This window comes from Kitasatospora humi, assembly GCF_020907985.1.
Classification (GTDB): domain Bacteria; phylum Actinomycetota; class Actinomycetes; order Streptomycetales; family Streptomycetaceae; genus Kitasatospora; species Kitasatospora humi.
Map to the genome: position 1 here is coordinate 142,872 of NZ_JAJJPA010000013.1, position 17,572 is coordinate 160,443.

General features: G+C 72.7%; 17 protein-coding genes. 12 read left to right on the forward strand and 5 right to left on the reverse strand.

From position 1 onward, the window contains the following. Both LN042_RS15590 and LN042_RS15595 read left to right on the forward strand, forming a co-directional pair. The gene (locus LN042_RS15590) at positions 1 to 1,635 is read left to right on the forward strand and encodes an ArnT family glycosyltransferase (RefSeq protein ID WP_230051806.1); all 1,635 of its coding nucleotides are present in this window, start codon (positions 1 to 3) and stop codon (positions 1,633 to 1,635) included. Next, positions 1,632 to 3,179: an ArnT family glycosyltransferase gene (locus tag LN042_RS15595; protein ID WP_230051807.1), complete on the forward strand. Its 1,548-nt coding sequence runs from the start codon at positions 1,632 to 1,634 to the stop codon at positions 3,177 to 3,179. Before LN042_RS15590 ends, LN042_RS15595 begins: the two co-directional genes overlap by 4 nt. A gap of 7 nt (positions 3,180 to 3,186) precedes the next feature. Here the strand turns inward: LN042_RS15595 and LN042_RS15600 are convergent, their stop codons facing one another. Further along, entirely contained in the window at positions 3,187 to 3,675 is a 489-nt protein-coding gene (locus LN042_RS15600) for a carboxymuconolactone decarboxylase family protein (RefSeq protein WP_230051808.1), read from the reverse strand. A gap of 102 nt (positions 3,676 to 3,777) precedes the next feature. On the opposite strand from LN042_RS15600, the gene LN042_RS15605 reads away from it, so the two are divergent. Next, the gene (locus LN042_RS15605) at positions 3,778 to 4,674 is read left to right on the forward strand and encodes an N-acetylmuramic acid 6-phosphate etherase (RefSeq protein ID WP_230051809.1); all 897 of its coding nucleotides are present in this window, start codon (positions 3,778 to 3,780) and stop codon (positions 4,672 to 4,674) included. 62 nt (positions 4,675 to 4,736) lie between these two features. On the opposite strand, the gene LN042_RS15610 is transcribed toward LN042_RS15605, so the two are convergent. Beyond that, on the reverse strand, positions 4,737 to 5,027 hold the full coding sequence (locus LN042_RS15610) for a hypothetical protein (RefSeq protein ID WP_230051810.1): 291 nt from the start codon (positions 5,025 to 5,027) through the stop codon (positions 4,737 to 4,739). Positions 5,028 to 5,265: 238 nt separating this feature from the next. Here LN042_RS15610 and LN042_RS15615 point away from each other — a divergent pair, with 238 nt between their 5' ends. Beyond that, positions 5,266 to 6,387 carry a baeRF3 domain-containing protein gene (locus tag LN042_RS15615; RefSeq protein WP_230051811.1) on the forward strand — a complete coding sequence of 374 codons (1,122 nt, stop codon included), beginning with the start codon at positions 5,266 to 5,268 and terminating at the stop codon, positions 6,385 to 6,387. A 121-nt stretch (positions 6,388 to 6,508) separates the two neighbouring features. Then, positions 6,509 to 7,516: a hypothetical protein gene (locus LN042_RS15620; RefSeq protein ID WP_230051812.1), complete on the forward strand. Its 1,008-nt coding sequence runs from the start codon at positions 6,509 to 6,511 to the stop codon at positions 7,514 to 7,516. Here the strand turns inward: LN042_RS15620 and LN042_RS15625 are convergent, their stop codons facing one another. After that, complete coding sequence (locus LN042_RS15625; RefSeq protein WP_230051813.1) at positions 7,517 to 7,819, reverse strand: DUF7701 domain-containing protein; 303 nt, start codon at positions 7,817 to 7,819, stop codon at positions 7,517 to 7,519. Next, the gene (locus LN042_RS15630) at positions 7,816 to 8,337 is read right to left on the reverse strand and encodes a RipA family octameric membrane protein (protein ID WP_372495748.1); all 522 of its coding nucleotides are present in this window, start codon (positions 8,335 to 8,337) and stop codon (positions 7,816 to 7,818) included. Before LN042_RS15630 ends, LN042_RS15625 begins: the two co-directional genes overlap by 4 nt. A gap of 717 nt (positions 8,338 to 9,054) precedes the next feature. Here LN042_RS15630 and thrS point away from each other — a divergent pair. The 3 genes from thrS (at position 9,055) to LN042_RS15650 (ending at position 12,401) form a co-directional block, all read left to right on the forward strand. Continuing rightward, positions 9,055 to 10,290: a threonine--tRNA ligase gene (gene thrS, locus LN042_RS15640; RefSeq protein ID WP_230051815.1), complete on the forward strand. Its 1,236-nt coding sequence runs from the start codon at positions 9,055 to 9,057 to the stop codon at positions 10,288 to 10,290. Positions 10,291 to 10,504: 214 nt separating this feature from the next. Next, complete coding sequence (locus LN042_RS15645) at positions 10,505 to 11,092, forward strand: hydrolase (protein WP_230051816.1); 588 nt, start codon at positions 10,505 to 10,507, stop codon at positions 11,090 to 11,092. 58 nt (positions 11,093 to 11,150) lie between these two features. After that, positions 11,151 to 12,401: an MFS transporter gene (locus tag LN042_RS15650; RefSeq protein ID WP_230051817.1), complete on the forward strand. Its 1,251-nt coding sequence runs from the start codon at positions 11,151 to 11,153 to the stop codon at positions 12,399 to 12,401. A gap of 52 nt (positions 12,402 to 12,453) precedes the next feature. Here the strand turns inward: LN042_RS15650 and LN042_RS15655 are convergent, their stop codons facing one another. Continuing rightward, entirely contained in the window at positions 12,454 to 13,260 is an 807-nt protein-coding gene (locus LN042_RS15655; RefSeq protein WP_230051818.1) for a thioesterase family protein, read from the reverse strand. 106 nt (positions 13,261 to 13,366) lie between these two features. Between LN042_RS15655 and LN042_RS15660 the strand changes: the two genes are divergently transcribed. The 4 genes from LN042_RS15660 to LN042_RS15675 all read left to right on the forward strand — a co-directional run. Beyond that, complete coding sequence (locus LN042_RS15660; protein WP_230051819.1) at positions 13,367 to 13,954, forward strand: helix-turn-helix domain-containing protein; 588 nt, start codon at positions 13,367 to 13,369, stop codon at positions 13,952 to 13,954. Next, the gene (locus LN042_RS15665; protein WP_230051820.1) at positions 13,951 to 14,487 is read left to right on the forward strand and encodes a GNAT family N-acetyltransferase; all 537 of its coding nucleotides are present in this window, start codon (positions 13,951 to 13,953) and stop codon (positions 14,485 to 14,487) included. The genes LN042_RS15660 and LN042_RS15665 overlap by 4 nt, the downstream gene beginning before the upstream one ends. 96 nt (positions 14,488 to 14,583) lie before the next feature. Then, entirely contained in the window at positions 14,584 to 16,221 is a 1,638-nt protein-coding gene (locus LN042_RS15670) for a UDP-N-acetylmuramoyl-L-alanyl-D-glutamate--2,6-diaminopimelate ligase (protein ID WP_230051821.1), read from the forward strand. Next, positions 16,218 to 17,572, forward strand: a 1,355-nt coding sequence (locus LN042_RS15675) for a lipid II flippase MurJ (RefSeq protein ID WP_230051822.1), incomplete at its 3' end; no start/stop codon positions are given. The genes LN042_RS15670 and LN042_RS15675, both read left to right, overlap by 4 nt.

Below are 17,572 nucleotides of genomic sequence, written 5' to 3' on the forward strand. Positions count from 1 at the left end.
ATGGCAACTGTCGTCGAGACAGTCCTGGATGAAGAACGCCCGGATCCGACTTCGGCGCCGGCCGCGCCCGACCCCCGCGGCCGACTCGCCCGACTCCTCGCCTCCCGGCCGGACTTGGTGATCACCGCACTGCTGGTGGCCACCGTGGTGCTGGTGCAGGGGCTGAACATCGACAACTTCCCGACCGTCAGCGACGACGAGGGCACCTACCTGGCGCAGGCCTGGGCGATCCAGCACGGCAAGGGGCTGGCGCACTACAGCTACTGGTACGACCACCCGCCGCTGGGCTGGGTGCAGATCGCCGCGCTCTCCTGGATCCCCGCGCTGCTCTGGCACGGCCCCCTGGTGGTGATGCACGCCCGGGTGATCATGCTGCCGGTGAGCGCGGCCGGCACCGCCCTGGTCTACCTGGTGGCCCGCCGCATCGACCTGCCGCGCTGGGCCGCCGCACTGGCCGCCGTGGTGTTCGGGCTGTCGCCGCTCTCGGTGACCATGCAGCGCGAGATCTACCTGGACAACTTCGCCGCCGTCTGGATGCTCGCCGCCTTCGCCTGCGCCCTCTCGCCGCGCCGGCACCTGTGGCACCACATCGCGGCCGGGCTGTGCGCGGCCGTCGCGGTGCTCTCCAAGGAGACCATGCTGATCGCCGCGCCGGCCCTGGTGATGGCCGTCTGGCGCGGCACCGACAAGGCGACGCGCAAGTTCTCGCTGGTCGGCTTCGCCATCGCGTTCGCCACCATCGGCGCCCAGTACCTGCTCTACGCGGTGCTGAAGGGCGAGCTGTTCCCCGGCCCCGGGCACAACTCGCTGATCGGCGCGCTCCAGTACCAGCTGGGCCGCGGCGGCTCCGGCGACATCCTCAAGAGCGGTTCGGTCTCCAACCTGACCCTGCACTGGTGGTTGGTCCGCGACCCGCTGCTGATCTACGTCGGAACGGCCGCCTCGCTGGCCGCCCTGGCGGTCCGCCGGCTGCGCGAGATCGCCGTGGCCGCCGTGCTGCTGGTCGCGGTGGCCATGCGGCCCAACGGCTACCTGCCCGCGATGTACGTGATCCAGGTGATCCCGTTCTTCGCGCTGGCGATCGCCGGGACGGCCGACGCCTGCGTGCGCGGCCTGCTGCGGCTGCGGCTCGGAGCCATCGGAAGGCTCGGCTGGCTCGGCCTCGGCCGATGGAGGCTGGGCCCGCGCGACCTGGTCGCCGTGCTCGCCATCGGCCTGGCCGGCCTGGTCGCGCCGCAGTGGGAGGCCGGCGACGAGACCGCCGACACCGCCTACTCCAACAACGAGTACGTGGCCGCGGCGAACTGGATCCGCGCCAACGTCCCCGACCCGGCCCACCGGCGGATCGTGGTCGACGACGCGATGTGGCTGGACACCGTGAAGGACGGCTTCCAACCCGGGCTCGGCGCCATCTGGTTCTACAAGGTCGACCTCGACCCGGCCGTCACCCGCACCCTGCCGCACGGCTGGCGGGACCTCGACTACGTGGTGCTCACCTCGATCATCCGCCAGGACCCCAACGGACTGCCCACGGTGCGTGCCGCCATCGCCCACTCCACCACGGTCGCCACCTTCGGAAGCGGCCAGCAGCAGATCACCATCCAGAAGGTCGACCACTCCGGGAGCGGGCAGTGACCGCCATCGACGTCCTGTCCGTGTACGCCGTGCCGCAGCGGCGGGCCGGACGCCTGCGCAGCGCGCTCGCCGACCGGCTGCCGCTGATCGCCATCCTGCTGGTGCAGTGCGCGCTCGCCTACCGGCTGGCCAACACCGCCTTCGAGGACGAGGCGCTGTACGCCTACGCCGGCCACCGCGAGCTCGGCCACCTGCTGCACGGCACCCCGGTGGGGGACACCTACGCCGGCTTCTTCTCCGGCATCCCGATGCTCTACCCGGTGGTGGCGGCCGTGCTGGACGACGCGTTCGGCCTGGAGGGCGTGCGGGCGTTCAGCCTGCTGATGATGCTCGGCGCCACCGCGCTGCTGTGGACCACCACCCGGCGGCTGTACGGCAAACCGGCCGCGGTGATCGGCAGCACCCTGTTCGCCACCAGCGCGCCGACCCTGTTCCTCGGGCGCCTCGCCACCTATGACGCGCCGTCAATCCTGCTGCTGGCGCTGGCACTCTGGTGGACGGTGCGCACCGCCCACCGCTCGCCGGTGCTGGTGATGGTCGCCGCGCTGCCGCTGGTGCTCGCCTGCGGCGTCAAGTACGCCTCGGGGCTCTACCTGCCGACCGTGGTGCTCAGCGCGGTGCTCACCGTGCCCGCGGCGGGGCTCAGTTGGCCGCGCGGACTGCTGCGGGGCTTCCTGCTCGCGGCGGCCACGGGCGGATCGGCGGCCATCGGGCTGGCGGTGGCCGGGCCGGACGTGCGGGCCGGGCTCTCCCAGACCACGGTGAACCGGGCCGCCGGCGCCGAGCCACTGGTCAACATCGTGCGGTTGTCGTTGGTCTGGGGCGGTTGGGTGTTCGTGCTGGCGCTGGTGGGCGTCGGCTTCCTGCTGCACCGGCGGCGTCCCTGGGCGCCCGCGCTGCTCGGGGCGCTGCTGGCCGGCACCGCGCTGCTCGCCACCATCTACCAGGCGCACCTGGGGACCAGTGTCTCGCTGCACAAGCACATCGGCTTCGGGCTGCTGTTCGCCGCACCGGTGGCCGGGGCAGGGCTGGCCGGGCTCTCCGGCCTGCCCGCCTTCCGGGGTGCCAGGCCGCTGCTGCGCCGGGCGGTACCGGGGGTCGCGGTCGGCACCTGCGGAGTGCTCGCCTTCTACGCCGGACACGCGGCCGGACCGATGTACGAGGGCTGGCCCGACTCGTCCGGCCTGGTCAGCGCGATGCGCCCGCTGGTCCACCCCGGACAGGACCGCTACCTGGTGGAGGAGGACGAGGTGCCGCGCTACTACCTGCGCGACCAGTCGCAGCCGCAGCAGTGGCTCAACACCTACTTCTTCCAGTACGGCGACGCGAGCGGGCACCAGTTGACCGACCTGCCCGCCTACCGCGCCGCCATCGCCGACCGCTACTTCACCCTGATCGTGCTCGACGACGGCCCGACCGCCGCCCTGGACAAGGAGTTGACCACCACCCTCAGGGCTCCGGGCAGCGGCTACCGCCTGCTCGCCACCCTGCCCACCGAAACCAGCCACGGCGAGCAGGACTTCACCGTCTGGCAGCGCGGCTGACGCGCGGTCAGATGGTGGACGGATCCCCCGCGACGTAGCCGCCGACCGGCACCCGCGAGGTGATCGCCAGCCGGTTGAAGGTGTTGATCACGGTCACCGCCCAGAGCAGCTGGGCGATTTCGGCCTCACTGAAGACCTTGGCGGTCCGCTGGTAGACGTCGTCCGGCACCCGGCCGTCGTGGATCAGCGTGACCGCCTCGGTGAACTCCAGGGCGGCGCGCTCCCGTTCGGAGTAGAAGGGGGTCTCGGCCCACGCGTTCAGCGTGTAGATCCGCTGCTCGGACTCGCCCGCGTGCCGGGCGTCCTTGCTGTGCATGTCCAGGCAGAACGCGCAGCCGTTGATCTGGGAGGCGCGGATCCGCACCAGCTCCAGCAACGGCTTCTCCAGGCCCGCGTCCACCGCGGCCCGATCGACGACGCCGTTCAGCTTCAGCAGCGCGGCGTAGTTGTCGCGGGAGAGTTGTTGGATGTTCAGGCGGGGAACAGGTGCTGTCATGCCGCGCAATATACCGACATTCCGGGCGCGACCACCGTCCCGTTCACCCGCTCGGGTCACCTACGCTGCGAGGCGGCCCGTCCCCTTGCCCTGGAGCCGTCGATGCCCTCCCTGCCGCCCACCGAGCGACGCAACCCGACGACCCTGACGATCGACCAACTCGGTACGTCCGCGCTGCTGGAGCTGATCAACGACCAGGACGCCACCGTGCCGGCCGCCGTCCGGGCCGCGCTGCCGCAGCTCGCCGAGCTGGTCGACACCGCCCTCGACGTGCTGCGCGCGGGCCGGCGGATCCACTACTACGGCGCCGGCACCAGCGGCCGGATCGCGCTCGGCGACGCCGTCGAGCTGGGCCCCACCTACGGCGTCGGCCCGGAGACGGTGGTCGCCCACCTGGCCGGCGGACCCGGTGCCCGGGGCACCGCCCGCGAGGACGCCGAGGACCACGCACCGGACGAGCACCCGGACGACACCCCGGTCGCCGGGGACCTGGTCATCGGCGTCACCGCGAGCGGTCGCACCCCCTACGTCGCCGCCGCCCTGCGCGCGGCGCGGGCCGTCGGCGCGGCGACCGCCCTGCTCTCCGGCGACCCGGACGCCCCGCTCGCCCCGCTGGCCGACCTGCACATCGCCCTGGACACCGGCCCGGAAGTGGTCACCGGGTCCACCCGGATGAAGGCGGGCACCGCCCAGAAGCTGGCCCTCAACGCCTTCTCCACCGCCCTGATGGTGCGCAGCGGCCGCACCTGGTCCAATCTGATGATCGCCGCCTCCGCCCGCAACGCCAAGCTGCGCGAGCGCGCCGTCCGCACCCTGGTGACAGCCTGCCAGGTGCCGCCGGCGACCGCCGCCGCCACCCTGGCCGCCTGCGCCGACGAGACCCCCACCGCCCTGGTCGCCCTGGTCGCCGGCGTCACCCCGGCCGCCGCCCGCGCCGCCCTCGCCGCCCACCACGGCCACCCCTGGGCGGCGGTCCGGGCCCTCAACGAGCAGCCCTGACGAGCGGGGGCCGCCCCACCAGGGGCAGCCCCGCTGCGGCCGCACGCTGGGCGGGGACTGCGTCAGCGGACGTAGACGCTGCTGGCGGGATTGAAGACCACGTCCTGACCGGGCGGCATCAGGCCCACCGGATAGCCCGAGCAGTCGCTGTCCCGGTAGACGTACACGTTCTCGTCGGTCTGGTTGCCGATGGACATCGGCGAGCGGTCCGCGTTGTAGCAGCCGTGCGGATCAGAGATCGTTCGGCCGTTGAGGGTGAGCGTTCCGGTGGCCGCGCCGGCGCTGGTGGCCGTGGTCAGGCACAGGGCGGCAGCGACGGCGGCGACGCCGGCCGCGTGAAGCAGGCGCTTCAAGGGAGCCTCCTCGGGGTCTGGGGGTAGTCCGCCCAGCTCGTTCCCCGACGGGCCCGCAGCGCCACGCAGCGGACGGGTGAATCGGTGGAACCACCAGTTCAGCGCCCTCCCGGATCCCCCACCCGGCGGCTCGCCCGGTGCGCCTTCCCCCTCGGCGCGGCCTCCGGATGCGGGAGCGGAGCCGCACGGCGAGGGTGGGATGCGTACCCGTCCCGCACTTTGAACCGGAAGGCCGCCCGTGGACGTCACCGACCTCACCCCAGCGATCCTGGCCGCGCTGGCCGGGCCCCGGCCCCGGCCGGCGGTCACCGTGGCGATGCCCACCCATCGCCAGGCCACCGGGACCGAGCAGGACAACCTGCTGCTGAAGAACCTGCTGGCCGAGGCGCGCCGGCGGATCGAGGGAGACGACACGCTCGGCCGCGCGGAGCGGCTGGACGTGCTCGACCAGTTGGACCGGGCGGCCGGCGAGGCGGACCTGCGGCACGCCGCCCAGGACGGGCTGCTGCTGTTCGCCGCGCCCGGCGAGCACCAGATGTGGAGGCTGCCGCGCACCGTCCCGACGCGGGTGGTGGTCTCCGACACCTTCCTCACCCGCAACCTGGTGGCGGCCCGCGCCGTGTACGCGCCGTACTGGGTGCTCACGCTGGGGGCGGAGCAGGTGCGGCTGTGGGGCGGCGCCGGACCGGACCTGGCGGAGTCGACGGCCGGCGGGTTCCCGGTGCGGCCGGCCAACCCCGAGAAGTTCGACCCGCAGCGGGAGGAGCAGATCGGCGACACGAAGAGCGTGTACAGCCACGAGGACACCCGGATCTTCTACCGGGAGGTGGACGCCGCCCTCGACGCCCTGCTCAAGGAGGCGCCGCGCCCGGTCCACCTGGTGGGCGTGCCGGAGGCGGTGAGCCTGTTCGAGTCGGTCACCGCGCACCGGGAGGTGATCGTCGCCCGGCTGGAGAAGGGCGGCCTGGGTGACGGCCCCGCCACCGCGCTGGCACCGGCCCTCGCCGTGGTGCGCGCCGAGCAGGCGCGGGCCGATCGGGAGGCGGCGCTGGCCCGCCTCGACCAGGCGGCCGGACGCAAGACGCTGGCCGCCGGGCTGGACGAGATCTGGGTGGCCGTCTCCGAGGGCCGGGTGGGTGAACTCGTGGTGGAGGAGCACTACCAGGAGACCGTCGAGGTCACCGACGGCCACCTGGCCCCGGCCCCCGCCGAGGGCCAGGCCACCGGTTCCGGGGAGGTCCGCGAGGACGTGGTCGACGAGATCGTGGAACGCACCCTCCAGGCCGGCGGCACCGTCACCTTCGTGCCGGACGAGACACTGACGGACCGCCAGTCCATCGCGGCGGTGCTGCGGTACTGAAGGATCCCCTTTTGCGAAGGACCCCCTTTTGCAGGGAGCCTGACAGCACGTCGGATCCTCTGGCACAGTGAGACGGACGACGGGGGCGCCGCGTTCGCAGACGGGGAGGGGAAGCTGTCGGATGGGCGATGTCACCTTCCCGGCGCAACGCAGGGGGCGCGGTTGGGCGATGCGCGTCGCGAGCTGGGTCATGCGCCTGGTGGGCGGCGCCGGCGTTCTGGTCGGCGCCCTCCGGGGGAGGACGCTGGGGAACACGGTGAACACGCCGGGCTACGACGGGCCGCCCTTCTTCGTAGCGGTGCTCCTGTACGCAGGCATCATGATCGTGGGCTCCGCGCTCCTCGTCGTCAGCCTGTCCTTGGGCAGGCGTGCTCGGGTGCACCTGACGCGCACCCTCCCGTCCGTGGCAGGTCTGCTGCCCGGCTCCTACGTGCTCTACCTGCGACCGTTCTCCCAGGACCTGGTCTCCTCCGGCATCGCCCCCGCGGCATCGGACAGCAACGCCTTCACCAATCCCGCTCGGGTGATCGTCCGTTCGGGTCGCACCTACGAGGAGCACCTCGGGAAGACGTTCCGGAAGTACGGACCGCTGATCGCGGTCGGCAGGCCCGGTGAGGAACTGCCCGGCGGCTCCGGAGCGCGCCGGACCTACCTCCCCGTCGACGACTGGAAGGACACCGTCCGGGAGTTGATGGACAATGCCCGGCTCATCATCCTCGGAGCCGGCCCCGGCCCGGGCACGGTCTGGGAGTATGTCGAGGTCATGCGGCGCCGGGAGCCGTCCCGGCTGGTCATCCTGGTCACCGACGTGACCGACTACCTGCGCTTCAAGGCTTCGAGCATCGCTGAGGCCGAGGGCGTGCTGTTCGAACTGAAGCGGAAATACGGCGAGTTGTGGCAGCCCCCGATCCTCCCGGAGCTGCCCGCACCGGCGAACCCGAAGGCCACGCAGGCGTTCTTCTTCAAGGCCATGGTCTACTTCGGCGAGGGTTGGGAACCCCACCTCGCTCACTTCGACAGGTCGGCGGTGAAGGGCAGCAGCCAGCGCAGGATCAACAAGTACTTCTCGGGCAAGCTGAACGAGGTGCTGGCGCACATCGACCAGGGGAGCGCGTCCCCGAACCGGTGATCAACGGGCGCGGTGGGCAGCCCGGTCACGTGCCGCCGCGCGGATGGCCTCGGCGTACGGCACGTCGTGACTCTGGGTCGGGGCATCCAGCGCCTCGAACGGAACCAGGGCCGGATGCCTCGGATTCCTGGTCTCCATCCAGGCCGCCCAGGCGTCATGGACGTCGACCTCCGTCACCTGTTCGCCCTTCGCCCGCAGGAGCACCGCGTAGCCGAGGAAGAGCGCGTCCGCGTCCTCGGGCGGCCGGGCCAGTTCGGACAGGTGGGACCTGATGAGGTCGGCGTCGTCACTCAGGTAGCTCATCCGAGCAGCTTGCCCAGACACAGCAGCAGATGCAAGAGCGCGAAGACCCAGGGAATCATCCGTTCGCTGAAACCGAGTTCGGCGTAGCGCACCCGCCACGACGTCGACCTCTCGGCGGTCAGATGGGCCCATTCCTCACTGAAGACCTTGACCGGGAGCTGTTCCTCCAGCGCGTTGATGACCTGGAACTTGGCCCGGTTGAGGTCGCGGTAGCTGCGCAGCTGCAGCCACCAGGTGATGCAGATCGACACCCCGGCCAGGGCGACGACCGGTGCGGTCCACAGGGGTTCGTCCTTGAGGGTGGTCAGGGAGATGCCGATCGCACCGATGAAGGCGGTCTGGATGGAGAGGAAGAAGGCGTTGGCCAGGCCCCTGCGCGCGGAAACCCGGTCGGCCATCTGCACGGCCAGCTTGTACAGCTCCAGTACCGACTGAGGGGGCTCCGGGGCAGCACCGGACGCGGTCTCGGTCGAGGCGGGTGACACCGTGCTGCGAGGGTCAGGGATCACGATCACCATGATGACGGCCGGAGCCCGCGGACGGGCGGCGTTTCGGGAGATTGCGCCGGACCGGGTGAACTGTCCAGCCTCGTCAGCCTGCTGAGCGAGGGGTTCCAACAGCAGTCCTGGGGCGGAGCGCCCAGGACTGCTGCGTTCGCGCGATCAGCCGGGTGCCCGCCCCTCGGGGAAGGACATCGGACGTGTGGATCTGCCGCCACGCGCATCCCGCCGCATGGTGGCGGGTAGCGGGGCATGGTCGGCGGGCCTGGTGACTCAGACGAGGAGGTGCTGCCAGCGCAGAGCCGGGTGGTCGCCGATCCAGTACGTGTGAGACCTGTTGGTAACGCGGAACGCCACAGCGGTGATGTCCGGGCTCCCCGTATCCCGCCAGGCGACGAGAACCTTTTCGATGTCGTCCCACAAGGCTGCGGGGCCGCCCTGGCGGACGGTGGTCGGGTATGGAGCGAGTCGGCGGACTCCCCACGGGCAGATCATCAGGGCGTTCGTCTCGCGGATCCGGTGGAAAACGGGGTCCGCCCTGCGGGGCGGGTTCTGCTAGCGTGGATCACATGATGCAGCGCGCCATTGTGACGACGACGCCGGTGGAGGTCCCGGCGCGCTGAGTGATGCTTGACTGACAGCAGCCCCGGGGCGAGTGCCCCGGGGCTGCTGCGTTCGCGCGATCGGCCGGGTGCCCGCCCTCGGGGGAGTTCGAGAGGGCGAGGCGAGAGCAGGATGTTCGACCACAAGAGGCTCGGGCGGGAGTTGGGCCTGTTCGGGAGTGACCCGCTGGTGGGCGCGGGGCTGCCGTACTGGCTGCCGGACGGCGCCGTGGTGCGGCACGAGTTGGAGGAGTACATCCGCGGCGAGGAGCGGCGGGCCGGCTACCGGCACGTCTACTCACCGGTGTTGGGCAAGCGGGAGCTGTACGAGATCTCCGGCCACTGGTCGCACTACAGCGAGGACATGTTCCCGCCGATGCGACTGGGTGAGGAGGAGGTGGTGCTGCGGCCGAGTCTGTGCCCGCACCACGCCGTCATCTACCGGTCCCAGTCGCACAGTTACCGCGAGCTGCCGCTGCGGATGGCCGAGCTCGGGCCGATGTACCGCTCCGAACTCTCCGGTGTCCTTGGCGGGTTGACCCGAGTGCGGGCGATCCAGCTGAACGACGGCCACATCTTCTGCACCCTGGACCAGGTGGCCGACGAGGCCCGTGGCGCGCTGCGGCTGATCCGGCAGGCGTACCAGGCACTGGGCATCGAGGCCGCCCGGTACCGGCTGTCGCTGCCCGGCCCCGGCGGCAAGTACGTTGCGGCACCCGAGCTTTGGGAGCGATCGGTGAAGCTGCTGGTCGAGGTGCTGGAGAGCGAGGGGATCGACTACCGGGCGGAAGAGGGCGAAGCCGCCTTCTACGGCCCGAAGATCGACGTGCAGATCGTCGACTCGCTCGGCCGGGAGGCGACCCTCTCCACCGTCCAGGTCGACTTCCACCAGCCGGAGCGGTTCGACCTGCACTACGTCGGGGCCGACGGCGCCAAGCACCGGCCGGTGATGGTGCACCGGGCGATCATCGGCAGTGTGGAGCGGGCGGTGGCGCACCTGATCGAGCAGCACGGCGGGGCGTTCCCGGCCTGGCTGGCGCCGGTGCAGGTGGCGCTGCTGCCGGTGGGCGAGGACGAGCTGGCGCAGGCCGAGGTGCTGCGGGACCGCTGCCTGGCGGCCGGTCTGCGGGTCGAGGTGGCCGGACCGGAGCGGGGCAGCCTCGGCGCCCGGATCCGCGAGGCCAGGCTGGTGCCGTACCAGGCGGTGCTCGGCGCACGCGAGGCGGCGGACGGCTCGGTGGCGCTGCGGCTGCGGGACGGGCGCCGCCTCGACCCGCTGCCGCAGGGCGAGGCGCTCGACCGGATCGCTGCCCGGGTGGCGGCTCGTGGGGCGGCGCTCTGGATCGACCGGCCCGGGTCTTCAGCCTAACTGTCCAGCTGAACTGAACAGCCAAGCTGGACAGTTTTGGCTGAAGGGTTTACGGTGAGACGCCATGGACGAGACGACGGCCCAGGCCCCGCGGGGACGGTTCCGCTCGCTGCGTCGCCGCCGACAGCGCACGTGTCGCCAGGGCGTGCACCCGGTCGACCGTCGATGACTTGTTGAATGTCCTTGAAGACCCCACCGGAGAAAGGCACCACCCATGGCCCTCACCACCCTCGACCCGCGCACCGCACTGGTCCTGATCGACCTGCAGAACGGCATCACCGCCATGCCCACCGTCCCCTTCGGCAGCGACCAGGTGATCGCCAACGGCGTGGCACTGGCTGACGCCTTCCGGGCGAAGGGCCTGCCCGTGGTGCTGGTCCGGGTCACCTTCGCCGCCGACGGCGGGGACGTCCTGCCCGGCCGCACCGAGACCCCGAGGCCGGCCGGCGGCGCCTGGCCCGAGGGCTGGGACCGGATCATCGACCAGCTGGCCGGTCACGACGGCGACATCCAGGTGACCAAGCGCAACTGGGGCGCCTTCTACGGCACCGACCTCGACCTCCAGCTGCGCCGTCGCGGAGTCACCCAGATCGTCCTCGGCGGGATCGCCACCAGCATCGGGGTCGAGTCCACCGCCCGCGCCGCCCACGAGCACGGCTACCACGTGACGCTGGCCACCGACGCGATGGCGGACCGGGACGAGGAGGCGCACCGCAACAGCGTGGAGCGGATCTTCCCGCGCCTCGGCGAGACCGGCACCACGGCCGACGTCCTGGAGCTGCTGGCCAAGACGCACGGCTGAGTCCTACCGGTCGAATTCCGGCGGCGGGCGGGTCGGTTCGCTGGCAGACTGGTCCGCCATGACCGACGCCGATCTCGACTCAGCCGCCGTCACCGCCCAACGGGCCAAGCCACCCAATCCACTGCGAGACCGCCCGTTCCGATGGTTCTTCGTCGGACGGGCGGCTTCGCTGTTCGGGGGGTCGATGACCTCGGTGGCGCTGGCCTTCGCCGTCCTGCAACGCACCTCGGACCCACGGTGGTTGGGCTATGTGGTCGCCGCGCAGATGACGCCGATGATCGCCCTGCTGATCCTCGGCGGCGGGCTGGCCGACCGGTACCGGCGGGACCGGTTGCTGCGACTGGCCAACCTGTCGGCCGGAGTCACCCAGGCGTTCGTGGCCTTCGTGGTGCTCAGCGGGGCGAACCTGTGGCTGCTGCTGCCGGCATCCGTGCTGAACGGCGTGGCGGACGCGTTCACCACGCCCGCGCTGCGCGGCATCGTGCCGGAGCTGGTGGCGCCGGAGGCGATCCAGCGGGCCAACTCGATGCTGGCGTCGACCCGCAACGCCGCCAAGGTGCTCGGTCCGTCGCTGGCCGGGGTGTTGGCGGCCGGCATCGGCGGCGGCTGGGGGATCGCCTGCGACGCCGCCGGGTTCCTGGTCTCGGCGGCCTGCCTGACCCAAGTCCGGCTCCCGGCCCGGCCGTCCGGCACCTCCCGCCGACTGCCGGCCGAACTGCGCGAGGGCTGGCAGTACTTCCGCAAGCTGCCCTGGGTCTGGTCGCTCACCGCCACCTTCGCCGTGTTCAACCTGATCCAGGTGGGCAGCTGGCAGGTGCTGGGACCGAGCATCGTCAAACACACCACGGGAGCGGCGGGTTGGGGTGCGGCCAACAGTGCCAAGGCGGTCGGACTGCTGCTGCTCAGCCTGGTGATGCTGCGACTGACGGTGCGGCGGCCGCTGGTGGTGGCGATGGCGGCGGCGGCGTTGAGCGGCCTGCCGCTGGTGCTGCTCGGCCTGCACGCCGGGGTGGTGCCGCTGGCGGCGGCCACCTTCACGGCGGGGGCCGGTTCGGCGGTCTGTGGCATCCTCTGGGACAGCACCCTGCAGACCGGCATCCCCAAGGAGTTGATCTCGCGGGTCACCGCCTATGACGATTTCGGCGCCTACATCGCCATTCCGGTGGGCCAGTTGAGCGTGATCCCGCTCGCCACCGCGTTCGGCGCGGGCCGGGTGGCGGTGGTGGGCGGGATCACCCTGACCGTCCTCACCTTGCTTCCGCTGCTGGTGCCATCGGTGCGCGGAAGGCAACTGGCGCCAGGGAGTTGACGGACGTCAGCGCTCGATTGCCGGCGGATCCGGCCGGTTCCGGCGAGTCGAGTCAGCGCTCGGCCACCAGCAGGGTCTGCAGGATCCGGCCGCAGTCACCCGCCCGGTCGTCCAACCGGCCGGCGGCCAGACCGGAGCCGGCCGGGCTGGCGGCCGTCGCGGCGGAGAGGCAGAGCCACTCGCCGACCGGGTCGCGGTGCAGGGCCAGCGTGATGTCGGTGTTGATCACCATGCGGCGGACGTGGTCGAGTTCGAAGGCGACCGCCCAGTTGCTGTCGGCGACCGTGAGGGCCCGGGTCAGCGGGGTGTCGGGCTCGCCCGCCACCAGCGGGATCCGCTGCCGCACCCAGGCGCTGCCCGGGCCGGGGGTGTTGAAGTCACCACTGGGGAAGCGCCACTCCATCGCGGAGACATAGCCATCGGCGTTGGTGCCGGCCACGGTGTGCAGCGGCTGCCAGTCGGGCAGCGCGGCCGGCCCGGGCTCGGGGCGCAGCGCGGGCGTGTCCGCCGGGCTGGCCACCACCCGCCAGGCCCGGGCCAGCATCACCGCCCGGCCCTGGGAGATCAGTTCGGCCTCCAGCAGCTCGGTGCGCGAGCCGCCCCGCAGCGTTCGCACCGTGACCTCCAGCTCGCCCACCGGCACGGGGTAGGGCACCTCCAGGGTGACCCGGGCGATCCGCATCCCCCCGCGCGGCTGGTGCCGCTCCAGGGCCCGGCCGAGCAGGGCGGAGGGCGGTCCGGCGTGCTGCGCCTTGCTGCTCCAAGGACCGGCGGTGGCGCCGGTGCTCTCGAAGCGCCCGTCGCCGAGGTCCCGGTAGAACGACTCCTCGGTGGTCACCCCGAGTTGGTCGACCGTCATGCCGCGCCCCCGTGTCGCCGTCGCATCGTTGACTCCGACCCCGGCTGTGGCACGGGACCGTCTGACTCACAGGTTACCCGCCCGTATCCGGGATATCCTCCCTAATATGAGAACTCCTGATCCGGATGAGGCCGAGGCCGATCGCGTCACCACCCGGCTGGCCGAACGGCTCGCCGAACTGCGCACCGGCAAGGGCTGGTCGTTGGACGAACTGGCCCGCCGCACCGGGGTGAGCCGCTCCACGCTCTCCCGGCTGGAGCGCGCCGAGATCAGCCCGACCGCCGCCCTGCTGGGCCGCCTCTGCACCGCCTACGGGCGCACCATGTCCCGGCTGCTGGCCGAGGTGGAGGCCGAGCCGCCGCAGCTGGTGCGCGCGCAGGAGCAGGCCGTCTGGCGCGACCAGGAGGCCGGCTTCACCCGTCGCGCCGTCTCCCCGCCGCATGCCGGGCTGCGCGGCGAGGTCGTCGAGGGCGTGCTTCGGGCGGGTGCGGACATCACCTACCGGGAGGCGCCCGTCCCCGGCCTGGAACAGCACCTCTGGGCGCTGGAGGGCGAACTGGAGCTCACGGTGGGCGGCGCGGCGCACCGGCTGGAGGCGGGGGACTGCCTGCGGTTCCGGCTCTGGGGGCCGACCCGTTTCCACAACCCCGGTCCGAGCGAAGTCCGTTACGCACTACTGGTGGTCATGCCATGAGAGACGAACCGCAGTTGACGCCCTCCCGGCTCCCCGCAGCCGACTTCGACGCCGCCGTGCCCGCGCTGGCCGAGCTGCTCGCCGCCGCCGTCACCGACGGCGCCTCGCTGGGCTTCCACCAGCCGTTCGAGCCGGCCCGGGCCGCCGACTGGTGGCGGGCGCAGCGCCCGGCCGTCACCGCCGGTGACCTGCTGGTCTGGACGGCCCGCCGCCAGGACGGCGCCCTGGCCGGCACCGTCAGCCTCGCCCTGACCCGCAAGGTCAACGGCAGCCACCGCGCCGAGATCGTCAAGCTGATGGTGCACCCGGCCAGCCGCCGCCAGGGCCTGGCCGCCCGCCTGCTGGCCGCCGCGGAGCAGGCGGCACGCCGGCGCGGCGTCAGCCTGCTGCTGCTCGACACCGAGACCGGCAGTGCCGCCGAGGCCCTCTACCGGGCGGGCGGCTGGACGAGGTTCGGGGTCGTCCCCGGCTACGCCACCGACCCGCTCGGCCGCCTGCGCGACGGGAGTTTCTACTACAAGCAACTCGCCTGAGGCGGGGCGGGCGGCTCGCCCGGCGTCCCGCGGGCGCTCCCCCGGTGGCCCCCCACAAGCTGCGCGTGACCGATCATGCGCATAGCGTGCTGAGCCATGGGCAGCAGCGAATCGAACAAGGACACCACACCGTGGCCGGCGGTGCGGCGCCCGGTGCCGCTGTCCGAGCTCGCCGCGATCTGGCCGGAGGCCGAGCACACCGGCGGCGACGTCGGGTTGCTCGACTGCACGCACGACAGCCGTCAGGTGCGGCCGGGTTGGCTGTTCTGCGCGCTGCACGGTGCGCACACCGACGGCCACGACCACGCCGCGACGGCCGTGGAGGCCGGGGCCCGGGCCCTGCTGGTGCAGCGCCCGCTCGACCTGGCCGTGCCGCAGCTGCGGGTGCCCAGCGTGCGGTGGGCGATCGGCCCGCTGGCCGCCGCGCTGCACGGCCACCCGGCCGACGGCCTGGCCCTGGTCGGCATCACCGGCACCAACGGCAAGACCACCACCAGCTACCTGCTGTACTCCGCCTTCAGCGCCGCCGGCTGGACCGCCGGGCAGCTGGGCACCGTGGAGACCCGGATCGGCAGGCGCCGGTGGTCCGCCAAGCTGACCACGCTGGAGGCGCCGGACCTGCAGCGGACCCTGGCCCGGATGCGCGCGGCCGGCGTGGAGGCCGCCGTGATGGAGGTCTCCTCGCACGCGCTGGACCAGCACCGGATCGGCGGGATCACCTTCGACGTCGGGGTGTTCACCAACCTGACGCCCGAACACCTCGACTACCACGGCACCATGGAGCACTACTACTACTCCAAGTCGCTGCTCTTCACCCCCGACCGCTGCCGCGCCGCGCTGGTCTGCGTCGACGACGAGTGGGGCGAGCGGCTCGCCGCCCAGGCCGCCGTGCCGACCACCGGATTCGGCCTCAGCGAACGCGCGGAGGTCCGGATCACCGAGGTGCGCTCCAGTCGGCGCGGCATCCGGCTGCGCCTCACCGGCCCGGACGGCCGGGTCGACCTGTCCGCCCCGCTGATCGGTGAGTGCAACGCCACCAACGTGGCCGCCGCCTACCTGGCGGCCCGTGCGCTGGGCGTGCCGCAGGAGGTGGCGGTGGCGGGGATCGCCCGCTGCGGCGGGATCCCCGGCCGCTCGGAGGCGGTCGACGTCGGCCAGCCGTTCCTGGTGCTGGTCGACTACGCGCACACCCCCGGCGCGATCGCCGCCCAGCTGGCCACCGCCCGCACCCTCGCGGTGCCGGGCGGCCGGGTCCACCTGGTGGTGGGCTGCCGCGGCGGCCGCGACCGGTACAAGCGCCAGGACGCCGGGCGGGTCGCGATCACCGCCGACACCGCGATCCTGACCAGCGACAGCCCCGGCGACGAGGACCCGCGCGCCATCGTGGACCAGATGCTGGCCGGCACGCTCGGTCAGGAGCACCGGCAGCTGGTGGTGGAGCTGGACCGGGCGATCGCGATCAACCTGGCGATAGCGGTGGCCGAGCCGGGTGACGTGGTGCTGATCGTCGGCCGGGGGCACGAGACCACCCAGTACGTGGCCGGACACAACCTGCCGTTCGACGACCGGAGGCAGGCCAGGGCCGCGCTGCTGGCCCAGGGCTGGGGCGAGGACGGGCCGCGGGCGGGCCGGCAGGTCAAGGCCGACCGGCTCGGGCTCGGCGTGGTGCACTGCCACGTGGCGGCCAGCCGCGCCGACGCGGGCCGCGGCGACACGGACGTGGTCCGCTCGTGACCGCCCTCGACCAGGCCGTCGACGAGGCCGGGCCCGCGCCGCCGCGCACCGCACGGATCCGGCCCGAACTGGCGATGGCCGCGGGCACCGCGCTGTCCCGGCTGACCGGTCTCGGCCGGGTCTTCGCGCTCTCCTACGCGCTCGGCGTCACCCCGCTCGCCGACGCCTACAACCTGGCCAACACCACCCCCAACATGGTCTACGACCTGGTGCTCGGCGGCGTGCTCTCGGCCACCCTGATCCCGGTGTTCGTCGCCCGGCTGCAGCGGTCGCGCCCGGACTGGGAGGGGATCAGCGCGGTGCTGACCGTCTGCCTGGTGCTGCTGGTGGCCGCCTCCGCGCTGGTGGTGGGCGGCGCCGGGGTGCTGGTGCGCGGCTACACGCTGGCCACCGTGCACGCCACGGCCGGGCCGGAACGCGTCGTCGCCGTCCGGCTGCTGCGGCTGTTCGCTCCGCAGGTGCTGCTCTACGGCGTGGTCGCGCTGACCACCGCCGTGCTGAACAGCCTGCGCCGGTTCGCCCTGGCGGCGTTCGCGCCGATCGCCAACAACCTGGTGCTGATCGGGCTGCTGCTGGCCGCCGCACCCCGGCTGCGGCACAGCTCCGTCACCGCGGTGCTCGGCACGCCGGGGCTGCTCACCCTGCTCGGACTGGGCACCACCGCCGGGGTGGCCGCCCAGGCGCTGGTGCTGGTCGGTGGGGTGCGGCGGACCGGGGCGCCGCTGCGCTGGCGCTGGCGGCCGCGACATCCGGCCGTGCGCCAGGTGGCCGGACTGTCCGGCTGGACCTTCGCCATGGTCGCGGCCAACCAGGCCGGGCTGTTCGCGGTGCTGCTGCTGGCCGCCGCCGAACCGGGCGGAGTGAGCGCCTACACCTATGCCTTCGCGTTCTTCCAGGTGCCGTTCGGCGTGGTCGCGGTCTCCATCACGGGTGCCCGGCAACCCGGCTGGGCGGCGACCTGGGCGGCCGGGGAGGTCGAGGAGCTGGGGGCCCAGGTGGCCGACGGGCTGCGGCTGCTGACGCTGCTGATGGTCCCGATCGCGGCCGTGCTCGCGGCGCTGGCCGACCCGATCGCCCGGCTGCTGCTCGGCCACGGCGCCGCGGGCGTCGGCGGTGCCACGCTCACCGGACAGGTGCTGGCGCTGCTCACCCTGGGCCTGCCCGGCTTCTCGGCGTACCTGTACTTCGTCCGGGTGCTCCAGGCGATGCGCGACCTGCGGACGGCGTTCGGGCTCTACCTGGTCAACAACGGGGTGACGGTGGCCGCGGCGCTGGCGCTCTACCGGCCGGCCGGGGTGCGCGGGGTGGCGGTCGCGGTGGCGGTCGGCTACACCGCCGCCGCGCTGGCCGC